Source organism: Pseudomonas sp. FSO-7 (genome assembly GCF_059579345.1).
The window spans coordinates 3645846-3664583 of sequence record NZ_CM184193.1; the positions used below are offsets into that span (position 1 = coordinate 3645846).

An 18738-nucleotide genomic window follows, 5' to 3' on the forward strand; every position below is an offset into this window, starting at 1 on the left:
CAAACCTCTTCGTTGCTCAGTCGACATTCACTAAAAACAGCACGCGTGCTGGCTTACGCCAACGGCGCTGCCGGGATGTGCGTTGGACGGTCGGGACGGATCTTGAACCAGATGGCATACATCGCTGGCAGGAACACCAGCGTCATGATGGTGCCGACGAACGTGCCGCCGATCAGTGTGTAGGCCAGCGTGCCCCAGAACACCGAGTGGGTCAGCGGGATGAAGGCCAGGATGGCCGCCAGCGCCGTCAGCAGGACCGGACGCGCCCGTTGCACTGTGGCCTCGATGACGGCATGGAAGGGTTCCAGCCCTTCTTGTTTGTTGTGATGGATCTGCCCGATCAGGATCAGCGTGTTGCGCATCAGGATGCCCGAGAGCGCGATCAGACCGACCAGAGCATTGATCCCGAACGGCTGATGGAAGATCAGCAACGTCGGCACCACGCCAATCAGGCCCAGGGGCGCGGTGAGGAACACCATGATCATGGCCGAGATCGAACGCACCTGCACGATGATGATCAGCAGGGTCAGGGCCACCATGATCGGCACCAGCGGCACGATCGCCTTGCCGGCCTTGCCCGACTCCTCGATAGCGCCCGCCTGCTCGATCCGATAGCCGCTCGGCAGGGTCTCGATGACCGGCTGCAGGGCCTTGATGATCGCGTTCGAGACGTCCGGTGGCTGCAAGCCTTCGGCAATGTCGCCGCGCACGGTCATGGTCGGGGTGCGGTCACGACGACGAAGAATCGGATCTTCCATGCGCACATCGACCTCGCCCACCTGGGACAACGGGATACGCTGCCCCGCCGCACCTACCAGGGTAAAGCCCTCGATCCTGGCCGGATCGAGACGAATGTCACCGGCCGCACGGCCGACCACCTGTACCGAGCGGATGTCTTCGCGAACCGCCGTGATTGGCACCCCCGCCAGCAGGAACTGCAATTGCTGCGCAACGGCATTTGAGGTCAGGCCTACCGCCTGCAACCGATCCTGGTCCAGGGTGAAATGCAATGTCGGCGTCAGTGGTCCCCAGTCGGTATTGACGGTCCGCATCAACGGGCTCGCCTGCATGACATCCTCGACCTGCGCCGCGATCTCGCGCAGTTTCGACGGATCCGGCCCCATCACCCGGTAGGCAACCGGATACGGCGAATACGGGCCGAACACCAGTTGCGTCACCCGGATACGCGCCTGAGGGGCAAGCCCCTCAGCAACCGCCTCGCGCAGACGGAACTTGAGAGCCTCGCGTGCTTCCTGGCTGTCGGTCAGCACCACAATCTTGGCGAACGATGGATCGGGCAGTTCCGGCGCCATCGCCAGGTAGAAGCGAGGCGCGCCCTGGCCGATGTAGGCCGTGACGATTTTTGCCTCGTCCTGTTTCTGCAACCAGGCCTCGACCTTGGCGGTGGTGGCGCTGGTCTGCTCGATGGAGGTTCCATAGGGCATTTGCACTTCGATCAGCACCTCCGGGCGGTCGGAGGTCGGGAAGAACTGTTTCTTGACCAGGCCCATGCCCAGAATCGCCACGACAAATGTCACCACCACCGTGCCGGCTACCCACCATTTGCGTGCGATGACGCGGGTCAGGACCTGGCGAAAACGATTGTAGTGGCGCGTGTTGTAGATGGCTGCGTGCCCGCCCTCGACCTGCTTGATGTCCGGCAACAGCTTCACCCCCAGGTAAGGGGTAAACGCCACCGCCACCACCCAGGAAGCGATCAGCGCAATGCCGACGATCCAGAACATGTTGCTGGTGTACTCACCGGCGGTCGATTGCGCGAAGCCGTTGGGCATGAATCCGATTGCCGTCACCAGCGTACCGGACAGCATCGGTGCGGCCGTATGGCTCCAGGCATAGGCGGAAGCCTTGATCCGGTCGTAGCCCTCCTCCATCTTCACCACCATCATTTCGATGGCGATGATGGCGTCGTCCACCAACAACCCGAGCGCCAGGATCAGCGACCCGAGGGTGATGCGGTCAAAGTTCTTTCCGGTGGCGGCCATCACCACAAACACTATCGCCAGTGTCAACGGCACGGCGGCGGCGACCACAACACCTACACGCCAGCCCATGCTGAGAAAGCAAACGAGCATTACAACCAGCAGCGCGACAAAAAACTTGACCATGAACTCACCGACGGCCGAGTCAATGTTCACGGCTTGATCGGTGACCTTGGTCAACGTCATGCCCAGTGGCATGCCTTCATTTATCTTGGTCGTCTCCGCATCCAGGGCCTTGCCCAGGTCCAGGCCGTTCCAGCCTTCACGCATCACGACACCCAGCAACAGCGCTTCTTCGCCGTTATTGCGCACCAGGAACGTGGCCGGATCTTCATAACCGCGCTCGACGGTCGCCACATCCGAGAGCTTGAGGGTGCGGCCTTGAATCGCCAGGGGCGTGTCACGAATTTTCGCCAATTCATCGAAGGCACCGTCGACCCGGAGGAAGACCTGCGGCCCATTGGTTTCGATCGAACCGGCGGGCGTGAGCGCGTTCTGGCTGTTCAACGCCGCGAAGATGTCCTGGGGCGAAACGCCCAGAGTGGCCAGCCGATCATGGGAGAAGGATATAAAAATGCGCTCGGCCCGCTCGCCGATGATGTTGACTTTTTTCACCCCTGCCACGTGCAACAGGCGCTGGCGCAACGCTTCGGCATCACGCACCAGCAACCGCTGCGGCTCGCCCTTGGCTTTCAGGGCGAACAGCGCGAACGTCACATCGGAGAACTCGTCATTGACCATCGGCCCGATGACGCCCGCTGGCAACTTGAGTGCTTCGTCCTGGAGCTTTTTACGCGCCTGATAGAATTCCTCCTGCACCTGCGAAGGTGGCGTGCGATCGACCAGCGACACCATGGTGAAGGCCAGACCAGGCCGGGTGTAGGTTTCCGTGCGGTCGTACCACTTCAGTTCCTGCAGGCGTTTTTCAAGGGGTTCGGCAACCTGATCCTGCATCTCCTGAGCGGTCGCGCCCGGCCATGCGGTGATGACGGTCAACTGCTTGACCGTGAACGGCGGGTCCTCGGCACGCCCCAGCTGGAAGAACGCCAAGGTCCCTGCGACAGCAATCAGGAAAATCAGAAACACGGTAATGGAGCGCTCGCGCACGGCGAGTGCCGACAGGTTGAGGCTCATGGACGGCCTCCGGCAACCTTCACGTCACCCGGTTGCGCCAGCCGCACTTCTTCCCCCTCATGCAGCAAATGGGCGCCGAGCCCGACAATACGTTCGCCCACGTTGAGATTGCCGGCGACTCGCGCGGCGTCGTCACTCAAACCCAGTACCTGCACAGGGCGCCAAGTGACTTTCGCCGGCTCACCGTTGATGCCCCATACGCCGGTACCTTTTCCCGAGTCATAAATGGCGGCGATCGGCACTTGCAGCGTCTGCCCCTGCGCGGTGCCTCCGGCGAGACGCAACGTGACGGTCGCTCCCAACGGCGCATTGGCCAACGCGCCCTCGAGCACATACCGCGCCTCGAAGGTGCGCGTCACGCGGTCGGCCGAATCCGAAAGCAACCTCAGTTTCGCGGTCACAGCGCCCACGGTAGCGCCATAAAGCGTCGCCTGGGCGGTGGCGCCTGCGGCGGGCCGAAGGGTCTCGGGCAATTGCACAACGGCTTCGCGCTGCCCCGCCCGCGCCAGTCGAACCACGGTTTGCCCGGGGCTGACGACTTGCCCGGGCTCAGCGAGCGTGTCCATCACCACGCCGTCGGCATCGGCGAGCAGCACGGCATAGCCGGACGCGTTGCGGGCCACGTCAGCCTGCGCCTGCGCAGCGCTGAGTTGTGCCTTGGCGGTATCGGCGGCGGCTTTGATCTGGTCGTAGCCCGAAGCGGAAATGGCACCGGCGGCAACCAGGTCGCGATAGCGAGCCTCGTCATCGGCGGTCTGTTTGGCTCGGGCTTTGGCGGCAGCGACAGCTTCTTGCTGCGCTCGTGCTTGCAACCCTAAATCGATGGGGTCGAGACGCATGAGCGGCTGGCCACGCTTAACGGTCTGCCCGGTATCGACCAGACGTTCGAGGACCTTGCCCGACACCCGAAAGCCCAGGTCACTCTGGACACGCGCCGCCACGACGCCGGTAAAAGAACGCGAGGCGTCGGACGAACCCTGGACTTCAGCGACCCGCACCAAGGGGGCAAGCGTGCGCGGATCTTTAGCGGTGGAAGAATCACCACACGCCGTCAGGACGAGCGGCAACAAGCAAGCGGCAAAGGTGACAGGTCGGAGCCGGCGCATAGGTTCCCTTTTTGAGTAAATGAGGACAGAGGCCGCATTCTCAGTCTCGTGACCATTACTGTCAATGGTCACAAATCAACTCGCACCTTATATCAAGACCACCCACCCCTATCACTTAACCTTCTCTATAGTTTCACCTTATGAACGATCATTGACAGCAAGTGACCATAATATAATATGGTCACAAACCTCACATGACTCCAGGAGTCCCAATGTCGCCCCTACGCCCCGCTGTCTGGTTGGTGAGTTTCGGCTTGATGGCAGGCTGCACGGTCGGTCCGGATTACCATCGTCCGGACACTGTGCTCGCCCATCGTTACCTGGGCCAGACGTCTGTCGAGCAGAGGTCCGCCGCGACATCAGCCAGCCTCGCCATGTGGTGGGAAGGATTTGCCGATCCGGTGCTCAGCGACCTGATTGCCAAGGCACTCGAGCAAAATCTGGACTTGGCGCAGGCATCGGCCCGCGTCACCCAGGCACGGGCTGGCCTGGGTGCCGCCAGTGCCGCGTTATTGCCTTCCGCAAATATCAACGGCCAGGCTGCGCGTGCGTACCAATCCGTGGAAACACCCCTTGGCCAGGTGCTGGACTCGACGCCTGGATACGATCGCTACGGCAGCGCCTACGAACTCAACCTGGGCGCCAGTTGGGAGCTGGACCTCTTTGGCGGCCTGCGCCGCGGACGCGAAGCGGCACTGGCCGAGTACCAGGCCAGCGAAGCAGGTGTCGCGGCCACACGCCTGGCCGTCGCCGCGCAGACCGCCGACCTCTACATCACTGCCCGTGGATTTCAGGCGCGGTTGGACATTGCCAACCGACAAGTCAGGACACAGCAGGATCTGTTGGAAAAAGTCCAGTTGCTCTACAGCAAGGGCCTCGCCGCCAACTATCAGGTTCATCAGGTCGAGGGCACCCTCTCGCAGGTCCAGGCGACGGTGCCCGTGCTGCAGACCGGCCTGGATGCGGCCATGAATGCCCTGGATGTCATGCTTGGCACATCGCCCGGCACTCATCGCAGTCAACTGGCGAATGGGCACGGTGTTCCTCTGGCACCCCAGATAACCGCCATGGGAACCCCCGCCGATCTGCTGCGCCGCCGGCCAGACCTGATCGTCGCCGAGCGCCGTCTCGTGGCTTCCAATGCGCGTATCGGCGAGGCCGTCGCCGAGTACTATCCGAAATTCTCCCTCAGCGCTTTACTGGGCAGCGCCACGGCGGTTTCCGCCGGCAATCTTTTCACCGGTGATGCCAGCCAGGCGTCGGGCGCACTGGGCTTGCGCTGGAGACTCTTCGACTTTGGCCGCATCAACGCGCAAATCGACCAGGCCAAGGGGCAGGACGCCGAAGCGCTGGCGGCTTACCGCCAGTCCGTGCTGCGCGCCACCGAGGACGTCGAGAACGCGTTTTCCGCGCTGGTGAATCGAGAATCCCAGGCGAGCACCCTTACCCAGGGCGAAACATCGTTGGCCCAAGCTCGCCAATCGTCATTCATTGGCTATCAGAAAGGCGCAGCCAGCCTGATCGATGTTTTGAATGCCGACGCGACCCTGTTGCAAGTCTCTGATGCCCGGGCGCAAGCACGCACGGAATCGGCACGGGCGGCAGTGGCGGCATTCAGGGCGCTGGGCGGTGGCTGGCAGCCTCCTGAGGTCCAGCCGGTGGCGACTCGCTGAGTCGACCAAACACAACGTTGCTCCCCTCTCTTTCAGTTGACTAACCCGAGACCAATGATATGAAACCTAACGAACGCTCTTGGGTGCTCATCACCGGCGCCTCAAGCGGATTTGGCGAAGAGTTTGCGCGGCAATACGCAGCACAGGGAAAATCGCTCGTCCTGGTGGCGCGCCGGCTGGATAGGCTCGAAGCATTGTCAGCGCAGTTGCGCGAACGCTTCCACGTTGATGTGCTCGTCGAACAAGTAGACCTGTCCTCGATCCCCGCGATCATCGAACTGCACGCGCGACTGAGCGAGCGCAATATCGTGATCGATGTGCTCATCAACAATGCAGGCCATGGCTTACAGGGGCCTTTCCTGACTCAGTCCCTGGACCACTCGCTGGCGATGATCGCCCTGGATATTGCCAGCGTGACAGCCCTGACCCACCTCTTCGCAGCTGACATGCGAATCCGGCAACGTGGACACATCCTTATGGTCGCGAGCCTGCTGTCCTTTCAGGGCGTAAAGAACTTCGCCGTTTACTCTGCCGCAAAAGCCTACGTGCTGCGCTTCTCTGAAGCGCTTCATCGCGAACTCAAAAGCGATGGCATCGTCGTGACAGCCCTTTGCCCGGGCATGTCGGACACCGGGTTTGCAGAAAGCGCCAGACAAAAAATCACACCGGTTTTGAAAAGGGTGATGATGCAACCCCAGCCCGTTGTGCGCGCAGGCATCCGCGCGCTGCAAGCCGGACGCATAAGTGTCGTTCCGGGGCTTGGCAACAAGGCAGTCACCGTCTTGACCTGGGCCACGCCGCGCTGGTTTCATCAGGGCCTGATGGCACGCATCATGGGCGTCTGAGCGGGCGGAAAGGTTTTTTACCCAGGAAGCGTCAGGGCCGTGCTCTAAAGGTCGGGAGACAATGCCCCCTTCTCCCGCAATGCTGTTCACTTAAGGAAAAGGTGCTTTCCGAGGGGGCGCTGCTTTCTTTGGGGTTGGATTGGGTACATATCCATTGCTGCGGTAACGGCAGCAACGGATATGTACCCAATCCAATCGGTCGAAACTAACGTTCCACAGCCTTAAGTGACAGCATTACCCTTCTCCCGACCTTTAGAGCGACAATCGATCAGAAGCGATAGCTGACAGAAGTACCAAAACCGCTCGCGCTGTTCCTGTACTTGGAGCTGTAGGCGCCTCTGGCCGGCGAGCTTTCGTTGACCCGTACGCTCTCTTCCCACAGATAGGAATAAGCAACATCGATCGTGACATCGTCCACTGGCGTCCAGCCGGCACCGAAGCTGACGATTTTCCGGTCGCCGGTAGGAATACGTGGCCCACGGTTGCTGTTGTTGGCGGGCGACTGGTCGACCGAGAAGCCTGCGCGCAGCACCCACTGATTATTCAACTGATACGACGTACCAATCGCGTGAGCCCACGTATCGTGCCAGTTCTGCTCTTCGGTAATGGTGCCCAGCGAGCCGCTCAATAAAGGCGGCAAGCCGCTGTTCTCGATGGTCAATTCCTTGAAGCGACTCCAGCGTGTCCAGGTACTGCCCGCGTACAAGGTCCAGTCATTGTCGAGCTGGTGAGTCACCGAGAAGTCCACGGACTCCGGGGTGTCCACATCCAGCGAAGCGTCATAGCTGCGACCGCTGAGCCCTATCACGCTGAAGATGCCGTTGCTGACCTTGGTCTTGGCATCCAAGTGGTAACTGACCTTGGAATGGTAGGTCAATCCCACACGGGTTCGATCCGTCGCCTGCACCAGGACACCGGCATTGAAACCGAGCGCGGTGTCGTCGCCGTTGCTTTTGAGTTTTCCGTCATTGCGGCCCGGGCTCAGTGGGTTGGGCACGGTGCCTGTTATCTCGCCACTGATACGGTTGATCGTCGGGCCGAACCCGATCGAAACCCGGTCATTGAAGGCGTAGCTGATAGTGGGCTGGAACGTGAGTGTCGTGACCTCGCTTTTGTTGCCGTAATAGCGCCCGGCAAAGTCGCTGCCGTAATCGGTAATCAGGCCGAACGGCACATAGAAACCCACGCCGAACGCCCAATGTTCATCGATGGGCTTGACGTAGTAACCCATGGGCACCGTGGTCGTGGGCACGACGTCGCCGTCTTCCTGGCCACCAAAGGTACTGCGGGTCTGGCTGATGTCATTCTTCGCGAAAAGCGTCGCAGCCCCCAGGCTGACCTGTTCTGATTTCAAGCGAGACATGCCCGCGGGGTTACCGAAGACGGTACTCGCGTCCTCGGCCGACGATGAGCGACCGGCAAACCCGGATCCCATCCCGCTGATGCTCTGTTCATTGAGGGCAAAACCGCTCGCGAACACATGAGAAGTGGCGAACGCAACGGCGAGGCCCACGGGGGCCTGGAGCATTATTTTTTTCATTGTTGGGACTCTGGGAACGGCTGTCTGGATAGGGGGTGTTTGTACTAGATAAAAATGGCCACCGTCTGGCGCGCCCAAAGCACGCGGCGGCCGTTTTCGTCCCATATCTCCATGTCCTGTAGCGAATACCCTTCCAGCGCCTGCTGGCTGAAAGAGCTGACAAGAAACCATTCGCCGGCAACGGCTGGCTGCGGCAGGTCAATCATCCAGGACGCGGAGCTGATAGCGGCGGGTTCGGTGAAGCAGGTCATGGCGGCTGGGGGCAAACTGTCAGCCAGTGCGATCAAGGCTACTGCCGGGTCTACGCCCTGGGCGTCCAGATGGCGTACCCACATCAATAGTTCAGGACTTTCAGCACCGGACATCGGCAGCGAACCGCCTGCAGGACGCATTTCGAAGTTATAGGCGCAAGCCGGAGCAATCTTGCTGTCCAGCGCCAGGGTGGCGTAGCGGGACGGTCCCTCCACAAACGGCCGGCCCCAGGCGTCATGAGTGATCCTGCTCGCCCGTGGCTGAGCGAACAGCAGAATCGAGCGCAAGGCAAGGTCATCGCCGGACAGGCAATCGACGGATACCGAAGTGACTGAGCGACCTTGGCGCAACACGCTTACAGCGAAAGTCTGGGCCTGCGTCACCGGCGCGATGAACGCCACCTGCGCGGATTTGAACGGAGGGAAATCCGCTGGACGTTCCCGCAAGACCGCCTGCAGCGACAGAGCCGCTGACAAGCCACCAAACAGGGTACGACCCTGCTGCCAGTTGGGCGGAGCCATAAAGGCTGCGTCCGGATCGAATTGCTGCAGCAATTTGGCAAAGCTCGTCATACCGACGCCCCAGGCTAAGAGCAGATGCGCCATGCTTATTCATGTGACCAAATATGTCAACAGTCACAATCCAGATAAATAAAAGCGGCCATCAGGCCGCAAGGATCGAAATGTGCATCGGTGAGCGCGCTTAAGGCATGAGGCTACGCAAGATGAGGTTGCAAGTGAGCGTGGGGGCTTGCTCGACGTAATCGAGGTTGTACTGCAACAACAGGGGATTGACGAACGGCCGCAGCGCCAGATGGATCGCGTCGACGGTTTCGTCCAGTGGCGTCTTGCGTTCGAACTCCCCAAGTTCCCGCCCTTCACGCACGATCTGCAGCACGAAGCTCTTGATCCTTGCGTCATAGACTTGCGAACTGGGCCAGTGCTCAGACGCGGAAAACGCCGCAATGTCATAGAGCTTGCGGTCATTGAAGAACAGGTTCACACCCTTGGTGATCAGGGTCTTGACCAGGCGGCGAAAGCGCTCCGTCGCTGAAAGGCCGTCTTCGCTGATGGCCTGCTCCACCGCCGCGACCATTTCGGCCAGGCACTGACTGCAGATGGCCTCGCCGATCGCCTGCTTGGAATCGAAGAACTTGTAGATATAGGCCTTGGAAAACCCGATGGCCTTGGCCAGGTCGGACACCGTGGTCTTGCCATAACCGTATTGGCTGAAATGCTCATTGGCCGCCGCGACAATCTGATTTCGAATGTCATGGTCGGCTGGGCCACGGGTACTGGGCGAAGGTAGGGATGGCTGGTTCATGGAGGCAGCTTACGCACCCTGAAGATAGTTGACAACTTGTGACCCTTTGATAATTGAGTCACAAGCCAGCCACTCTCAAGCTATCGGCACTCTTCTTCCCTCTATTTAGCGAAGAGCTGGCTCATATCCTTGAACGCCTTGAATTCCAGCGCATTGCCACAGGGATCGAATAGAAACATCGTGGCCTGCTCCCCCACCTGCCCTTTGAAACGTATGTACGGCTCGATGACGAATTCGGTCCCAAAGGATTTCAACCGCTCGGCCAGCGCTTCCCACTCCTGCCAGCCCAAAACGATGCCGAAGTGCGGAACAGGCACATCGTGCCCATCTACCGGGTTGCTGTGCACGCTCTCTTGGGCAGCGGTCTTTGGCTGTTCATGGATGACCAACTGGTGACCATAGAAGTTGAAGTCGACCCACTGGGCACTGGAGCGGCCCTCTTGCAACCCAAACACTTCGCCATAAAAGGCCCGGGCGCCTGGAAGGTCGTAAACAGGGATTGCGAGGTGGAAGGGAGAAAGGCTCATCACGACTCCTGATGCTTTTGTTAGGACCGGGCCATCGTAAGGTGCGGCTCATAACAACAAAATCAATATATATTTCTCAGGAACACAATTAATATTTGTGAATGATCAAAGAACTCAAGACCCTTATCGCCGTGGCCCGGGAAGGTACTTTCGCTGCCGCCGGGCATAAAATCGGCCTCACCCAGGCAGCGGTCAGCGCGCAGATCCAGCGCCTGGAGGCCGAACTCGGCTTCGAGATCTTCGACCGCAAGGGACGCTCGGCCCACCTCAACCGAATGGGCCACCAAATACTCTTGCAGGCGCAAGAACTGCTGCGCCTCTACGACAATCTTGGCGCAAGCCCAGCAGGACTTGCCCCCAATGTCCTGGTGAACATTGGCGCTATCGCTTCAGTGCAACGCTCTTACCTGCCAGACGCCCTCGCCCGGTTTCACCAACAGTGTCCGCAGTGTCGCACGCGGGTGCTGCCTGGCGTGTCGATGGAGTTGATCAACTTGGTGGATGCCGGCGAAATCGACATGGCCGCCATCATCCGCCCGCCTTTCTCGCTGCAAAGCGATCTGCGCTGGATGACCCTGGCGCTCGAGCCGTATCGACTGATCGTGCCAAGCGCGCTACCGGGCGAAGACTGGGCCGAACTGCTTGGCAGCCAACCCTTCATTCGTTATGACCGCGCCTCGTTCGGTGGCCGGCAGGTGGATCGCTTCCTGCGCAAGATGCACTTTGCCTTGCATGAAGTCAGCGAGCTGGATGAACTGGAGGCCATCATCAAACTGGTTGAAAACGGCGTAGGCGTGGCCCTGGTGCCGCAAACCGCAACCCATCACAAATGGCCAGAGGGTGTGCGCGCGCTCGACCTAGCGGAGCACACCTTCCACCGTGATGTCGGGCTCGTCCATCGGCCTCGACAGAGCCTAGGCGAACCGGCGGGGATACTGGTGCAACTGATTGCGGAGCAAGCTCGGGCCAACGGTGGGCCAGCCTCATAGTTCGCAGCGTTGCCCCTGTCTTCTTTGCCACAACCAAGCGTCGATCATCGCTGAGATTGACCGCCGTAATCTGGTATCAATGCGCAAGACTCAAGGCTTTTGTCGACGGGATGATCTATACCTTCAGATACACGCAGTCAGGCCGATGCAACAGGCTGGCGTGTCCAGATAAAACGACTGCGGCGAGCCCGCTTTAGGTGCGCTGCATCACATAAAATCGGCCAGCAGCACGCTGTTCCCGGCGCCGCCCCATAGAATGACGCCCCACTTTCCAATGCCTGAAGTATCGATCATGAGCCCGAGCAAACGCGTTTTGAATGGTCCCTCCAAGGCGCTATCCAGGCTTTGTCTATTGATACCGCTGCTGGTTGTGCACAACACCGGCGCTGAACCCTTGGAAATTGAACTGCACATCCTCGACGCACCACCGCTGACGTTCGTCAACGACCCCAGGGGCCACGGAATCGTGGGCGATGTCGCCGTGGCGGCCATGACCAGGGCCGGGTACACCGTAAAGGTCCATGTGCTTCCCTGGGCTCGGGCACAGAAGCACGTCAGTGAATCACAGGACTACTTGATCACACCGCTGTCGCGCATACCCTCCCGTGAGGATCGTTTCACCTGGATTGCCTCGATCATGCCCATGGAGCGAGCTTTTTTCAGCCTCCAGCGACGGGTGAGCAGCTTCGCCCAAGCGAAAGAAACCTACCGCAAGATCGGGGTCGGTCTGGGCAGTGCGCAGCAGGATATCCTGCGTGCCGAGGGGTTCAGTGACGAGCAGATCTACCCCCTGGCCATTGGCGACAATCCCGCCCAGATGCTGTTGATGGGCCGTATCGATGCCTGGTTCAACGGCGTACCGGAGAGCCGCTACATCTGGCCGAAGGTGTCCAAGCGTAAACTGCTCATGAGCTCGGTCGGCAGTAGCGCTGACCTTTACCTGGCCTGTTCGAAGCAATGCTCGCCGGAAATGGTCGAGCATTTGCGCGAAGCGGTTGAAGCGCTTCGTGCGGATGGGACCGTCAAGCGTGTCCATGACCTTTACTTGCCGCAATAGAACGCGACCATCAATACATTTGATAAGAAAAGAATCAGAACCCCTCTCAATCCATGCACTCACCCAGGACTGGCCTGAGTCATTGTCGCGAGGGTGATTGTTCCCGCGGGGCTGCGTAGCGGCCCTTCTATGTGAGCGCTTCGCGCTCAAGCGGGAGCAAGCTCCCTCGCCACGGATCCATCGTTCCCCAAAGTGCAGCGCATTGCCGGACTAGAGCCCTCATCGATGGCTTATATCATTCTGAATGATAGTTACCTTTGCTTCATTCGATTCGTTCCTGTGCCTTGTGCCACGCATCATCCGCCCATTCTCAATACATTGGCGGATGCTATCCATGGAACATTCACTTTCAAAACTGCGTTTTCCCCTCGCGCTGCTGGCGGTGCTGGTGATGAGCGCCTGCGGCAAGACTCCCGACACGGCAGCGTCCATGCCGCCGGCCAAAGTCAGTGTGGCCAAGGTGCTGGAGCAGCCTGTCAACGAATGGGATGAATTCACCGGCCGCCTCGAGGCGCCAGAAACCGTCGAGATCCGCCCACGGGTTTCCGGGCAGATCGACGAAGTGGCTTTCACCGAAGGTGCGCTGGTCAAGAAAGGCGACCTGTTGTTCCAGATCGACCCACGCCCCTTCCAGGCTGAAGTCCGTCGTCTCGAAGCCCAACTGGCCCAAGCCCGTGCCACCGCCACCCGCAGCGAAAACGAAGCCCAGCGTGGCGAACGCCTGCGCTTGAGCAACGCCATTTCCGCCGAGCTGGCGGACTCGCGCACCAGCGCCGCCCAGGAAGCCCGTGCCGCCGCCGCGGCCATCCAGGCGCAGTTGGACCTGGCGAAACTGAACCTGAGCTTTACTCGGGTCACCGCGCCCATCAGCGGTCGCGTCAGCCGGGCGGCCATCACCGCCGGCAACCTGGTGACCGCCGACGTCACGCCGCTGACCAGCGTCGTGTCCACCGACAAGGTCTACGCCTACTTCGACGCCGACGAGCGTGTCTTCCTCAAATACACCCAACTCGCCCGCCAGGGCCAGCGCGGCCAGGCCACGCCGGTCTACATGGGCCTGTCCAACGAGGACGGCAACCCGCACCTGGGCCAGATGAACTTCGTCGATAACCAGGTCAACCCGCAGACAGGCACCATCCGTGGCCGCGCCGTGTTCGACAACAAGGACGGCGCCTACACCCCTGGCCTGTACGCCCGCCTGAAGCTGGTGGGCAGCGGCACTTACGCCGCCGTGCTGATCAACGACGAAGCCGTGGGCACCGACCTGGGCAAGAAATTCGTGCTGGTGATGGACGCCGACAACAAGCCGGCCTACCGCGCCGTCGAGCTGGGGCCCAAGATCGAAGGGCTGCGCATCGTGCGCAACGGCCTGAGCAAGGACGACACCATCATCGTCAAGGGGCTGCAACGGGCTCGTCCGGGCGCACCGGTCACGCCTGAAACCGTGCCGATGGCCAGCGACGAAACCATTGCCGCCCTGGCACAACAACGTAAAGCGCTCGAAGCCAGCAACCTGCCCCAAGTCGCGCCATCCAAGGCAGCGTCAGGCTCGGCAGGCAAACTGGCCGCTGCGACCCCACGCGGTTAAGGGACTGAATCCAAGATGAAATTTTCCCAGTTCTTCATTTCGCGGCCGATCTTCGCAGCGGTGCTTTCGCTGCTGATCCTGATCGCCGGCGCCATCTCGCTGTTCCAGCTACCGATCAGCGAATACCCGGAAGTCGTGCCGCCGACCGTGGTCGTACGCGCCAACTTCCCGGGCGCCAACCCCAAGGTCATCGGCGAAACCGTGGCCGCGCCCCTGGAACAAGCCATCACTGGCGTCGAGAACATGCTGTACATGTCCTCGCAGTCCACCGCTGACGGCAAGATCACCCTGACCATCACCTTCGCCCTGGGCACCGACCTGGACAACGCCCAGGTGCAGGTGCAGAACCGCGTCACCCGGACCGAGCCCAAGCTGCCGGAAGAAGTGACCCGGATCGGCATCACGGTGGACAAGGCATCGCCCGACCTGACAATGGTTGTGCACTTGACCTCGCCGGACAAACGCTACGACATGCTCTACCTGTCCAACTACGCCCTGCTCAACATCAAGGATGAGCTGGCGCGCCTGGGCGGCGTGGGTGATGTGCAACTGTTCGGCATGGGCGATTACTCCCTGCGGGTCTGGCTGGATCCGAACAAGACTGCCTCGCGCAACCTGACCGCCACCGATGTGGTCACCGCGATCCGTGAACAGAACCGCCAGGTGGCGGCCGGTGCCCTGGGTGCGCCGCCAGCACCGAATGCCCAAGCCTTCCAGCTGTCGATCAATACCCAGGGGCGCCTGGTGAATGAGGAAGAGTTCGAGAACATCATCATTCGTTCCGGCGCCAACGGTGAGATCACGCGCCTGAAAGACATCGCCCGGGTCGAACTGGGTTCCAGCCAATACGCCCTGCGTTCGCTGCTGGACAACCAGCCAGCGGTGGCGATCCCGATCTTCCAGCGTCCAGGCTCCAACGCCATCCAGATCTCCAACGACGTTCGCGAGAAGATGGACGAGTTGAAGAAGGGCTTCCCGGCCGGGATGGACTACAGCATCGTCTATGACCCGACGATCTTCGTCCGGGGCTCCATCGAAGCGGTGGTCCACACCCTGTTCGAAGCCCTGATTCTCGTGGTGCTGGTGGTGATCCTGTTCCTGCAGACCTGGCGCGCCTCGATCATTCCCCTGGTGGCGGTGCCGGTTTCGCTGATCGGTACGTTCGCGGTGATGCACCTGTTCGGCTTCTCATTGAACGCCCTGTCGCTGTTCGGCCTGGTCCTGGCGATCGGTATCGTGGTGGACGACGCCATCGTGGTGGTGGAGAACGTCGAGCGAAACATCGAGCTGGGCCTCACCCCCGTGGAGGCGACCAAGCGCGCCATGGGTGAAGTGACCGGCCCGATCATCGCCACCGCCCTGGTGCTGTGCGCGGTCTTCGTTCCGGCGGCGTTCATCAGTGGCCTGACCGGTCAGTTCTATAAACAGTTCGCCCTGACCATTGCCATCTCCACGGTGATCTCGGCGATCAACTCCCTGACCCTGTCGCCGGCCCTGGCCGCAGTACTGCTCAAGGGTCATGACGCGCCCAAGGACCGTTTCTCCAAGTTCCTGGACAAGGTATTCGGCGGCTGGCTGTTCCGTCCGTTCAACCGTTTCTTCGAGCGTGCCAGCCACGGCTACGTGGGCACCGTCGCTCGGGTGATCCGCAGCAGCGGCATCGCCCTGGTGCTCTACGCGGGCCTGATGGTGCTGACGTTCTTCGGCTTCTCCACCACCCCGACGGGCTTCGTGCCCGGCCAGGACAAGCAATACCTGGTGGCCTTCGCCCAACTGCCGGACGCCTCGAGCCTGGATCGCACCGAAGATGTGATCAAGCGCATGTCCGACGTGGCCCTCAAGCAACCGGGCGTTGAAAGCGCCGTGGCCTTCCCCGGCCTGTCGATCAACGGTTTCACCAACAGCCCGAACGCCGGCATCGTGTTCGTGACCCTCAAGCCCTTCGACGAGCGCAAAGACCCGAGCATGTCGGCCGGTGCCATCGCCGGTGCCTTGAACGGCAAATACTCGGAGATCCAGGAAGCCTACATGGCGATCTTCCCACCGCCGCCGGTACAGGGCCTGGGCACGATCGGTGGTTTCCGCCTGCAAATCGAGGACCGGGGCAACCTGGGCTACGACGAGCTGTACAAAGAAACCATGAACATCATCACCAAGAGCCGCAGCGTGCCGGAACTGGCCGGGTTGTTCACCAGCTACACCGTGAACGTGCCCCAGGTCGATGCCGCCATCGACCGTGAAAAAGCCAAGACCCATGGCGTGGCCGTCAGCGACATCTTCGACACCCTGCAGATCTACCTGGGTTCGCTGTATGCCAACGACTTCAACCGCTTCGGTCGCACCTACCAGGTCAACGTCCAGGCCGAGCAGCAGTTCCGTCTCGAGTCCGACCAGATCGGCCAGCTCAAGGTGCGCAACAACCGTGGCGAGATGATCCCGCTGGCGACCTTCATCAAGGTCAGCGACACCTCTGGGCCAGACCGCGTGATGCACTACAACGGCTTCATCACCGCTGAAATCAACGGTGCCGCCGCCCCGGGCTACAGCTCCGGCCAGGCTGAAAAGGCCATCGAGAAACTGCTCAAGGACGAACTGCCCAACGGCATGACGTACGAGTGGACCGACCTGACGTACCAGCAGATCCTCTCGGGCAACACCGCGTTGTTCGTGTTCCCGCTCTGCGTGCTGCTGGCGTTCCTGGTGCTCGCGGCACAGTACGAAAGCTGGAGCCTGCCATTGGCGGTGATCCTGATCGTACCGATGACCCTGCTGTCGGCGATTACCGGGGTGATTCTCTCCGGTGGCGACAACAACATCTTTACCCAGATCGGTTTGATCGTACTGGTGGGGCTTGCCTGCAAGAACGCGATTCTGATCGTCGAGTTCGCCAAGGATAAACAGCTCGAAGGCATGAACCCGCTGGCGGCGGTCCTTGAAGCGTGCCGCCTGCGTCTGCGGCCGATCCTGATGACCTCCTTCGCCTTCATCATGGGCGTGGTGCCTCTGGTGTTCTCCAGCGGCGCAGGTGCGGAAATGCGTCATGCCATGGGTGTGGCGGTGTTCTCCGGGATGCTCGGCGTGACCTTCTTCGGCCTGCTGCTCACCCCCGTGTTCTATGTACTGATCCGCAACTTCGTCGAGCGCAGCGAGGCCCGCAAGGCGGCCCGGGCTTTGAAACTGGAGGCGCAACAATGAGTTTGAAAGCGTTCGTGCCGAGCTTGCTGGTGTTGGCCTTGAGTGCCTGCGCCGTAGGCCCGGACTACAAGGCTCCGCAAACGGAGGCGGCGAATATCACCACCGCCACCGACGGTGCCGCCGGCCAGAAGAATTTCGACCGCGCCCGTTTCGAAGGTGTCTGGTGGCAGCAGTTCGACGACCCGACCCTCAATGCGTTGGTGAGCCGCTCCCTGGAAGGCAACCGCGAGTTGCGCGTGGCCTTCGCCCGCTTGCGGGCCGCCCGGGCGATTCGCGATGACGCCAGCAATGACGCCATGCCGACCATCACCAGCCGTGCCAGCAGCGACTTGGGCAAAGGCCAGAATCCGGCGGCGCAAACTGACGACCGGGTCAACACCGAGCGTTACGACCTGGGCCTGGACATGGCCTGGGAGCTGGACCTGTTCGGGCGCATCCAGCGCAACCTGGAAGCCACCGATGCCGATCAACAGGCGATCGAAGCAGACCTCTATCAGTTGCAGGTGACGATGATCGCCGAACTGGTGGACGCCTACGGTCAACTGCGCGGCGCGCAACTGCGGGAAAAGATCGCCCTGGCGAACCTCAAGAACCAGCAGGATTCGCGCAAGATCACCGAAAGCCTGCGCGATGCCGGCGTCGGCGATCAGCTTGATGTGGTCCGCGCCGATGCGCGCCTGGCCTCAGTGGAAGCCAGCGTGCCGCAACTGCAGGCCGAGCAGGTGCGCCAACGCAATCGCATCGCCACGCTGCTGGGTGAACGCCCGGACAAACTCAGCGTGGACCTGAGCCCGAAACAGTTGCCGGCCATCGCCAAGGCCCTGCCCATCGGCGACCCGGGTGAACTGCTGCAACGGCGCCCGGACATTCTCAGTGCCGAACGCCAACTGGCTGCCGCCACGGCGCGCATTGGCGTGGCCAAGGCCGACCTGTTCCCACGGGTCAGCCTGAGCGGCTTCCTCGGTTTCACGGCTGGACGTGGCTCGCAGATCGGCTCCTCGGCGGCCAACGCCTGGGCGCTGGGCCCGAGCATTACCTGGGCCGCCTTCGACCTGGGCAGCGTGCGGGCGCGCTTGCGCGGTGCCGACGCCGAGGCGGACGGCGCCCTGGCGACCTACGAACAGCAAGTGCTGCTGGCCTTGGAAGAATCGGAAAACGCCTTCAGCGACTACGGCAAGCGCCAGCAACGGCTGATTTCGCTGATCCGCCAGAGTGAATCGAGCCGCGCCGCCGCCGACCTGGCCGAGATTCGCTACCGCGAAGGCACCGTGGACTTCCTCGTGCTGCTCGACGCCCAACGCGAACGCCTGGCCGCCGAAGACACCCAGGCCCAGGCCGAAGTGGACCTGTACCGCGGCATCGTCGCGATCTACAAGGCCCTGGGTGGTGGCTGGAAACCGGAAACCGTCGCCAGCAACTGATCCGCCCTGCTCAACCGAGCTCCTTTGGTTGGCCGCAACCAACCAATTCTTTGCCCCGCGTTCACTTGGACGCGGGGCTTTTTTTGTC

Annotated in this window: 13 protein-coding genes; 7 read left to right on the top strand and 6 right to left on the bottom strand. The window is 61.2% G+C overall.

Translation table 11 applies throughout. The features are described from left to right. Positions 1 to 53: 53 nt before the first annotated feature. Together AC515T_RS15875 and AC515T_RS15880 are read right to left on the bottom strand one after the other, a co-directional pair. Positions 54 to 3134 carry an efflux RND transporter permease subunit gene (locus AC515T_RS15875; protein ID WP_496529083.1) on the bottom strand — a complete coding sequence of 1027 codons (3081 nt, stop codon included), beginning with the start codon at positions 3132 to 3134 and terminating at the stop codon, positions 54 to 56. Next, complete coding sequence (locus AC515T_RS15880; protein ID WP_496529084.1) at positions 3131 to 4240, bottom strand: efflux RND transporter periplasmic adaptor subunit; 1110 nt, start codon at positions 4238 to 4240, stop codon at positions 3131 to 3133. Before AC515T_RS15880 ends, AC515T_RS15875 begins: the two co-directional genes overlap by 4 nt. A gap of 212 nt (positions 4241 to 4452) precedes the next feature. Here AC515T_RS15880 and AC515T_RS15885 point away from each other — a divergent pair, with 212 nt between their 5' ends. Continuing rightward, the gene (locus tag AC515T_RS15885) at positions 4453 to 5913 is read left to right on the top strand and encodes an efflux transporter outer membrane subunit (protein WP_496529085.1); all 1461 of its coding nucleotides are present in this window, start codon (positions 4453 to 4455) and stop codon (positions 5911 to 5913) included. A 59-nt stretch (positions 5914 to 5972) separates the two neighbouring features. Next, entirely contained in the window at positions 5973 to 6758 is a 786-nt protein-coding gene (locus AC515T_RS15890) for an SDR family NAD(P)-dependent oxidoreductase (RefSeq protein ID WP_496529086.1), read from the top strand. A gap of 268 nt (positions 6759 to 7026) precedes the next feature. Here the strand turns inward: AC515T_RS15890 and AC515T_RS15895 are convergent, their stop codons facing one another. The 4 genes from AC515T_RS15895 to AC515T_RS15910 all read right to left on the bottom strand — a co-directional run bounded on the left by AC515T_RS15895 (position 7027) and on the right by AC515T_RS15910 (position 10400). Continuing rightward, entirely contained in the window at positions 7027 to 8298 is a 1272-nt protein-coding gene (locus tag AC515T_RS15895; RefSeq protein ID WP_496529087.1) for an OmpP1/FadL family transporter, read from the bottom strand. A gap of 44 nt (positions 8299 to 8342) precedes the next feature. After that, positions 8343 to 9155, bottom strand: a complete 813-nt coding sequence (locus AC515T_RS15900; protein ID WP_496529088.1) for a thioesterase family protein — start codon at positions 9153 to 9155, stop codon at positions 8343 to 8345. A 97-nt stretch (positions 9156 to 9252) separates the two neighbouring features. Further along, positions 9253 to 9873 (bottom strand): TetR/AcrR family transcriptional regulator, encoded by a 621-nt coding sequence (locus AC515T_RS15905; RefSeq protein WP_496529089.1) that lies wholly within the window; start codon positions 9871 to 9873, stop codon positions 9253 to 9255. Between the two features lie 101 nt (positions 9874 to 9974). Further along, complete coding sequence (locus tag AC515T_RS15910) at positions 9975 to 10400, bottom strand: VOC family protein (RefSeq protein ID WP_496529090.1); 426 nt, start codon at positions 10398 to 10400, stop codon at positions 9975 to 9977. Between the two features lie 101 nt (positions 10401 to 10501). On the opposite strand from AC515T_RS15910, the gene AC515T_RS15915 reads away from it, so the two are divergent. From AC515T_RS15915 to AC515T_RS15935, 5 genes are all read left to right on the top strand, one after another. Then, positions 10502 to 11389, top strand: coding sequence for a LysR family transcriptional regulator (locus tag AC515T_RS15915; RefSeq protein ID WP_496529091.1), 888 nt, complete (start codon positions 10502 to 10504; stop codon positions 11387 to 11389). Positions 11390 to 11681: 292 nt separating this feature from the next. Then, on the top strand, positions 11682 to 12446 hold the full coding sequence (locus tag AC515T_RS15920) for a substrate-binding periplasmic protein (RefSeq protein WP_496529092.1): 765 nt from the start codon (positions 11682 to 11684) through the stop codon (positions 12444 to 12446). 334 nt (positions 12447 to 12780) lie between these two features. After that, a complete protein-coding gene (gene mexE / locus AC515T_RS15925; RefSeq protein WP_496529093.1) occupies positions 12781 to 14034 on the top strand; it encodes a multidrug efflux RND transporter periplasmic adaptor subunit MexE in 1254 nt (417 codons plus the stop codon). Positions 14035 to 14049: 15 nt separating this feature from the next. Next, positions 14050 to 17229, top strand: coding sequence for an efflux RND transporter permease subunit (locus tag AC515T_RS15930; RefSeq protein ID WP_496529094.1), 3180 nt, complete (start codon positions 14050 to 14052; stop codon positions 17227 to 17229). Next, positions 17226 to 18650, top strand: coding sequence for an efflux transporter outer membrane subunit (locus AC515T_RS15935; protein ID WP_496529095.1), 1425 nt, complete (start codon positions 17226 to 17228; stop codon positions 18648 to 18650). The genes AC515T_RS15930 and AC515T_RS15935 overlap by 4 nt, the downstream gene beginning before the upstream one ends. Positions 18651 to 18738 lie beyond the last annotated feature (88 nt).

Coding starts and splice junctions, on each gene's coding strand:
- AC515T_RS15935 (WP_496529095.1), top strand. CDS start 17,226: ATGAGTTTGAAAGCGTTCGTGCCGAGCTTGCTGGTGTTGGCCTTGAGT.
- AC515T_RS15910 (WP_496529090.1), bottom strand. CDS start 10,400: ATGAGCCTTTCTCCCTTCCACCTCGCAATCCCTGTTTACGACCTTCCA.
- AC515T_RS15905 (WP_496529089.1), bottom strand. CDS start 9,873: ATGAACCAGCCATCCCTACCTTCGCCCAGTACCCGTGGCCCAGCCGAC.
- AC515T_RS15885 (WP_496529085.1), top strand. CDS start 4,453: ATGTCGCCCCTACGCCCCGCTGTCTGGTTGGTGAGTTTCGGCTTGATG.
- AC515T_RS15880 (WP_496529084.1), bottom strand. CDS start 4,240: ATGCGCCGGCTCCGACCTGTCACCTTTGCCGCTTGCTTGTTGCCGCTC.
- AC515T_RS15930 (WP_496529094.1), top strand. CDS start 14,050: ATGAAATTTTCCCAGTTCTTCATTTCGCGGCCGATCTTCGCAGCGGTG.
- AC515T_RS15895 (WP_496529087.1), bottom strand. CDS start 8,298: ATGAAAAAAATAATGCTCCAGGCCCCCGTGGGCCTCGCCGTTGCGTTC.
- AC515T_RS15875 (WP_496529083.1), bottom strand. CDS start 3,134: ATGAGCCTCAACCTGTCGGCACTCGCCGTGCGCGAGCGCTCCATTACC.
- AC515T_RS15890 (WP_496529086.1), top strand. CDS start 5,973: ATGAAACCTAACGAACGCTCTTGGGTGCTCATCACCGGCGCCTCAAGC.
- mexE (WP_496529093.1), top strand. CDS start 12,781: ATGGAACATTCACTTTCAAAACTGCGTTTTCCCCTCGCGCTGCTGGCG.
- AC515T_RS15915 (WP_496529091.1), top strand. CDS start 10,502: ATGATCAAAGAACTCAAGACCCTTATCGCCGTGGCCCGGGAAGGTACT.
- AC515T_RS15920 (WP_496529092.1), top strand. CDS start 11,682: ATGAGCCCGAGCAAACGCGTTTTGAATGGTCCCTCCAAGGCGCTATCC.
- AC515T_RS15900 (WP_496529088.1), bottom strand. CDS start 9,155: ATGGCGCATCTGCTCTTAGCCTGGGGCGTCGGTATGACGAGCTTTGCC.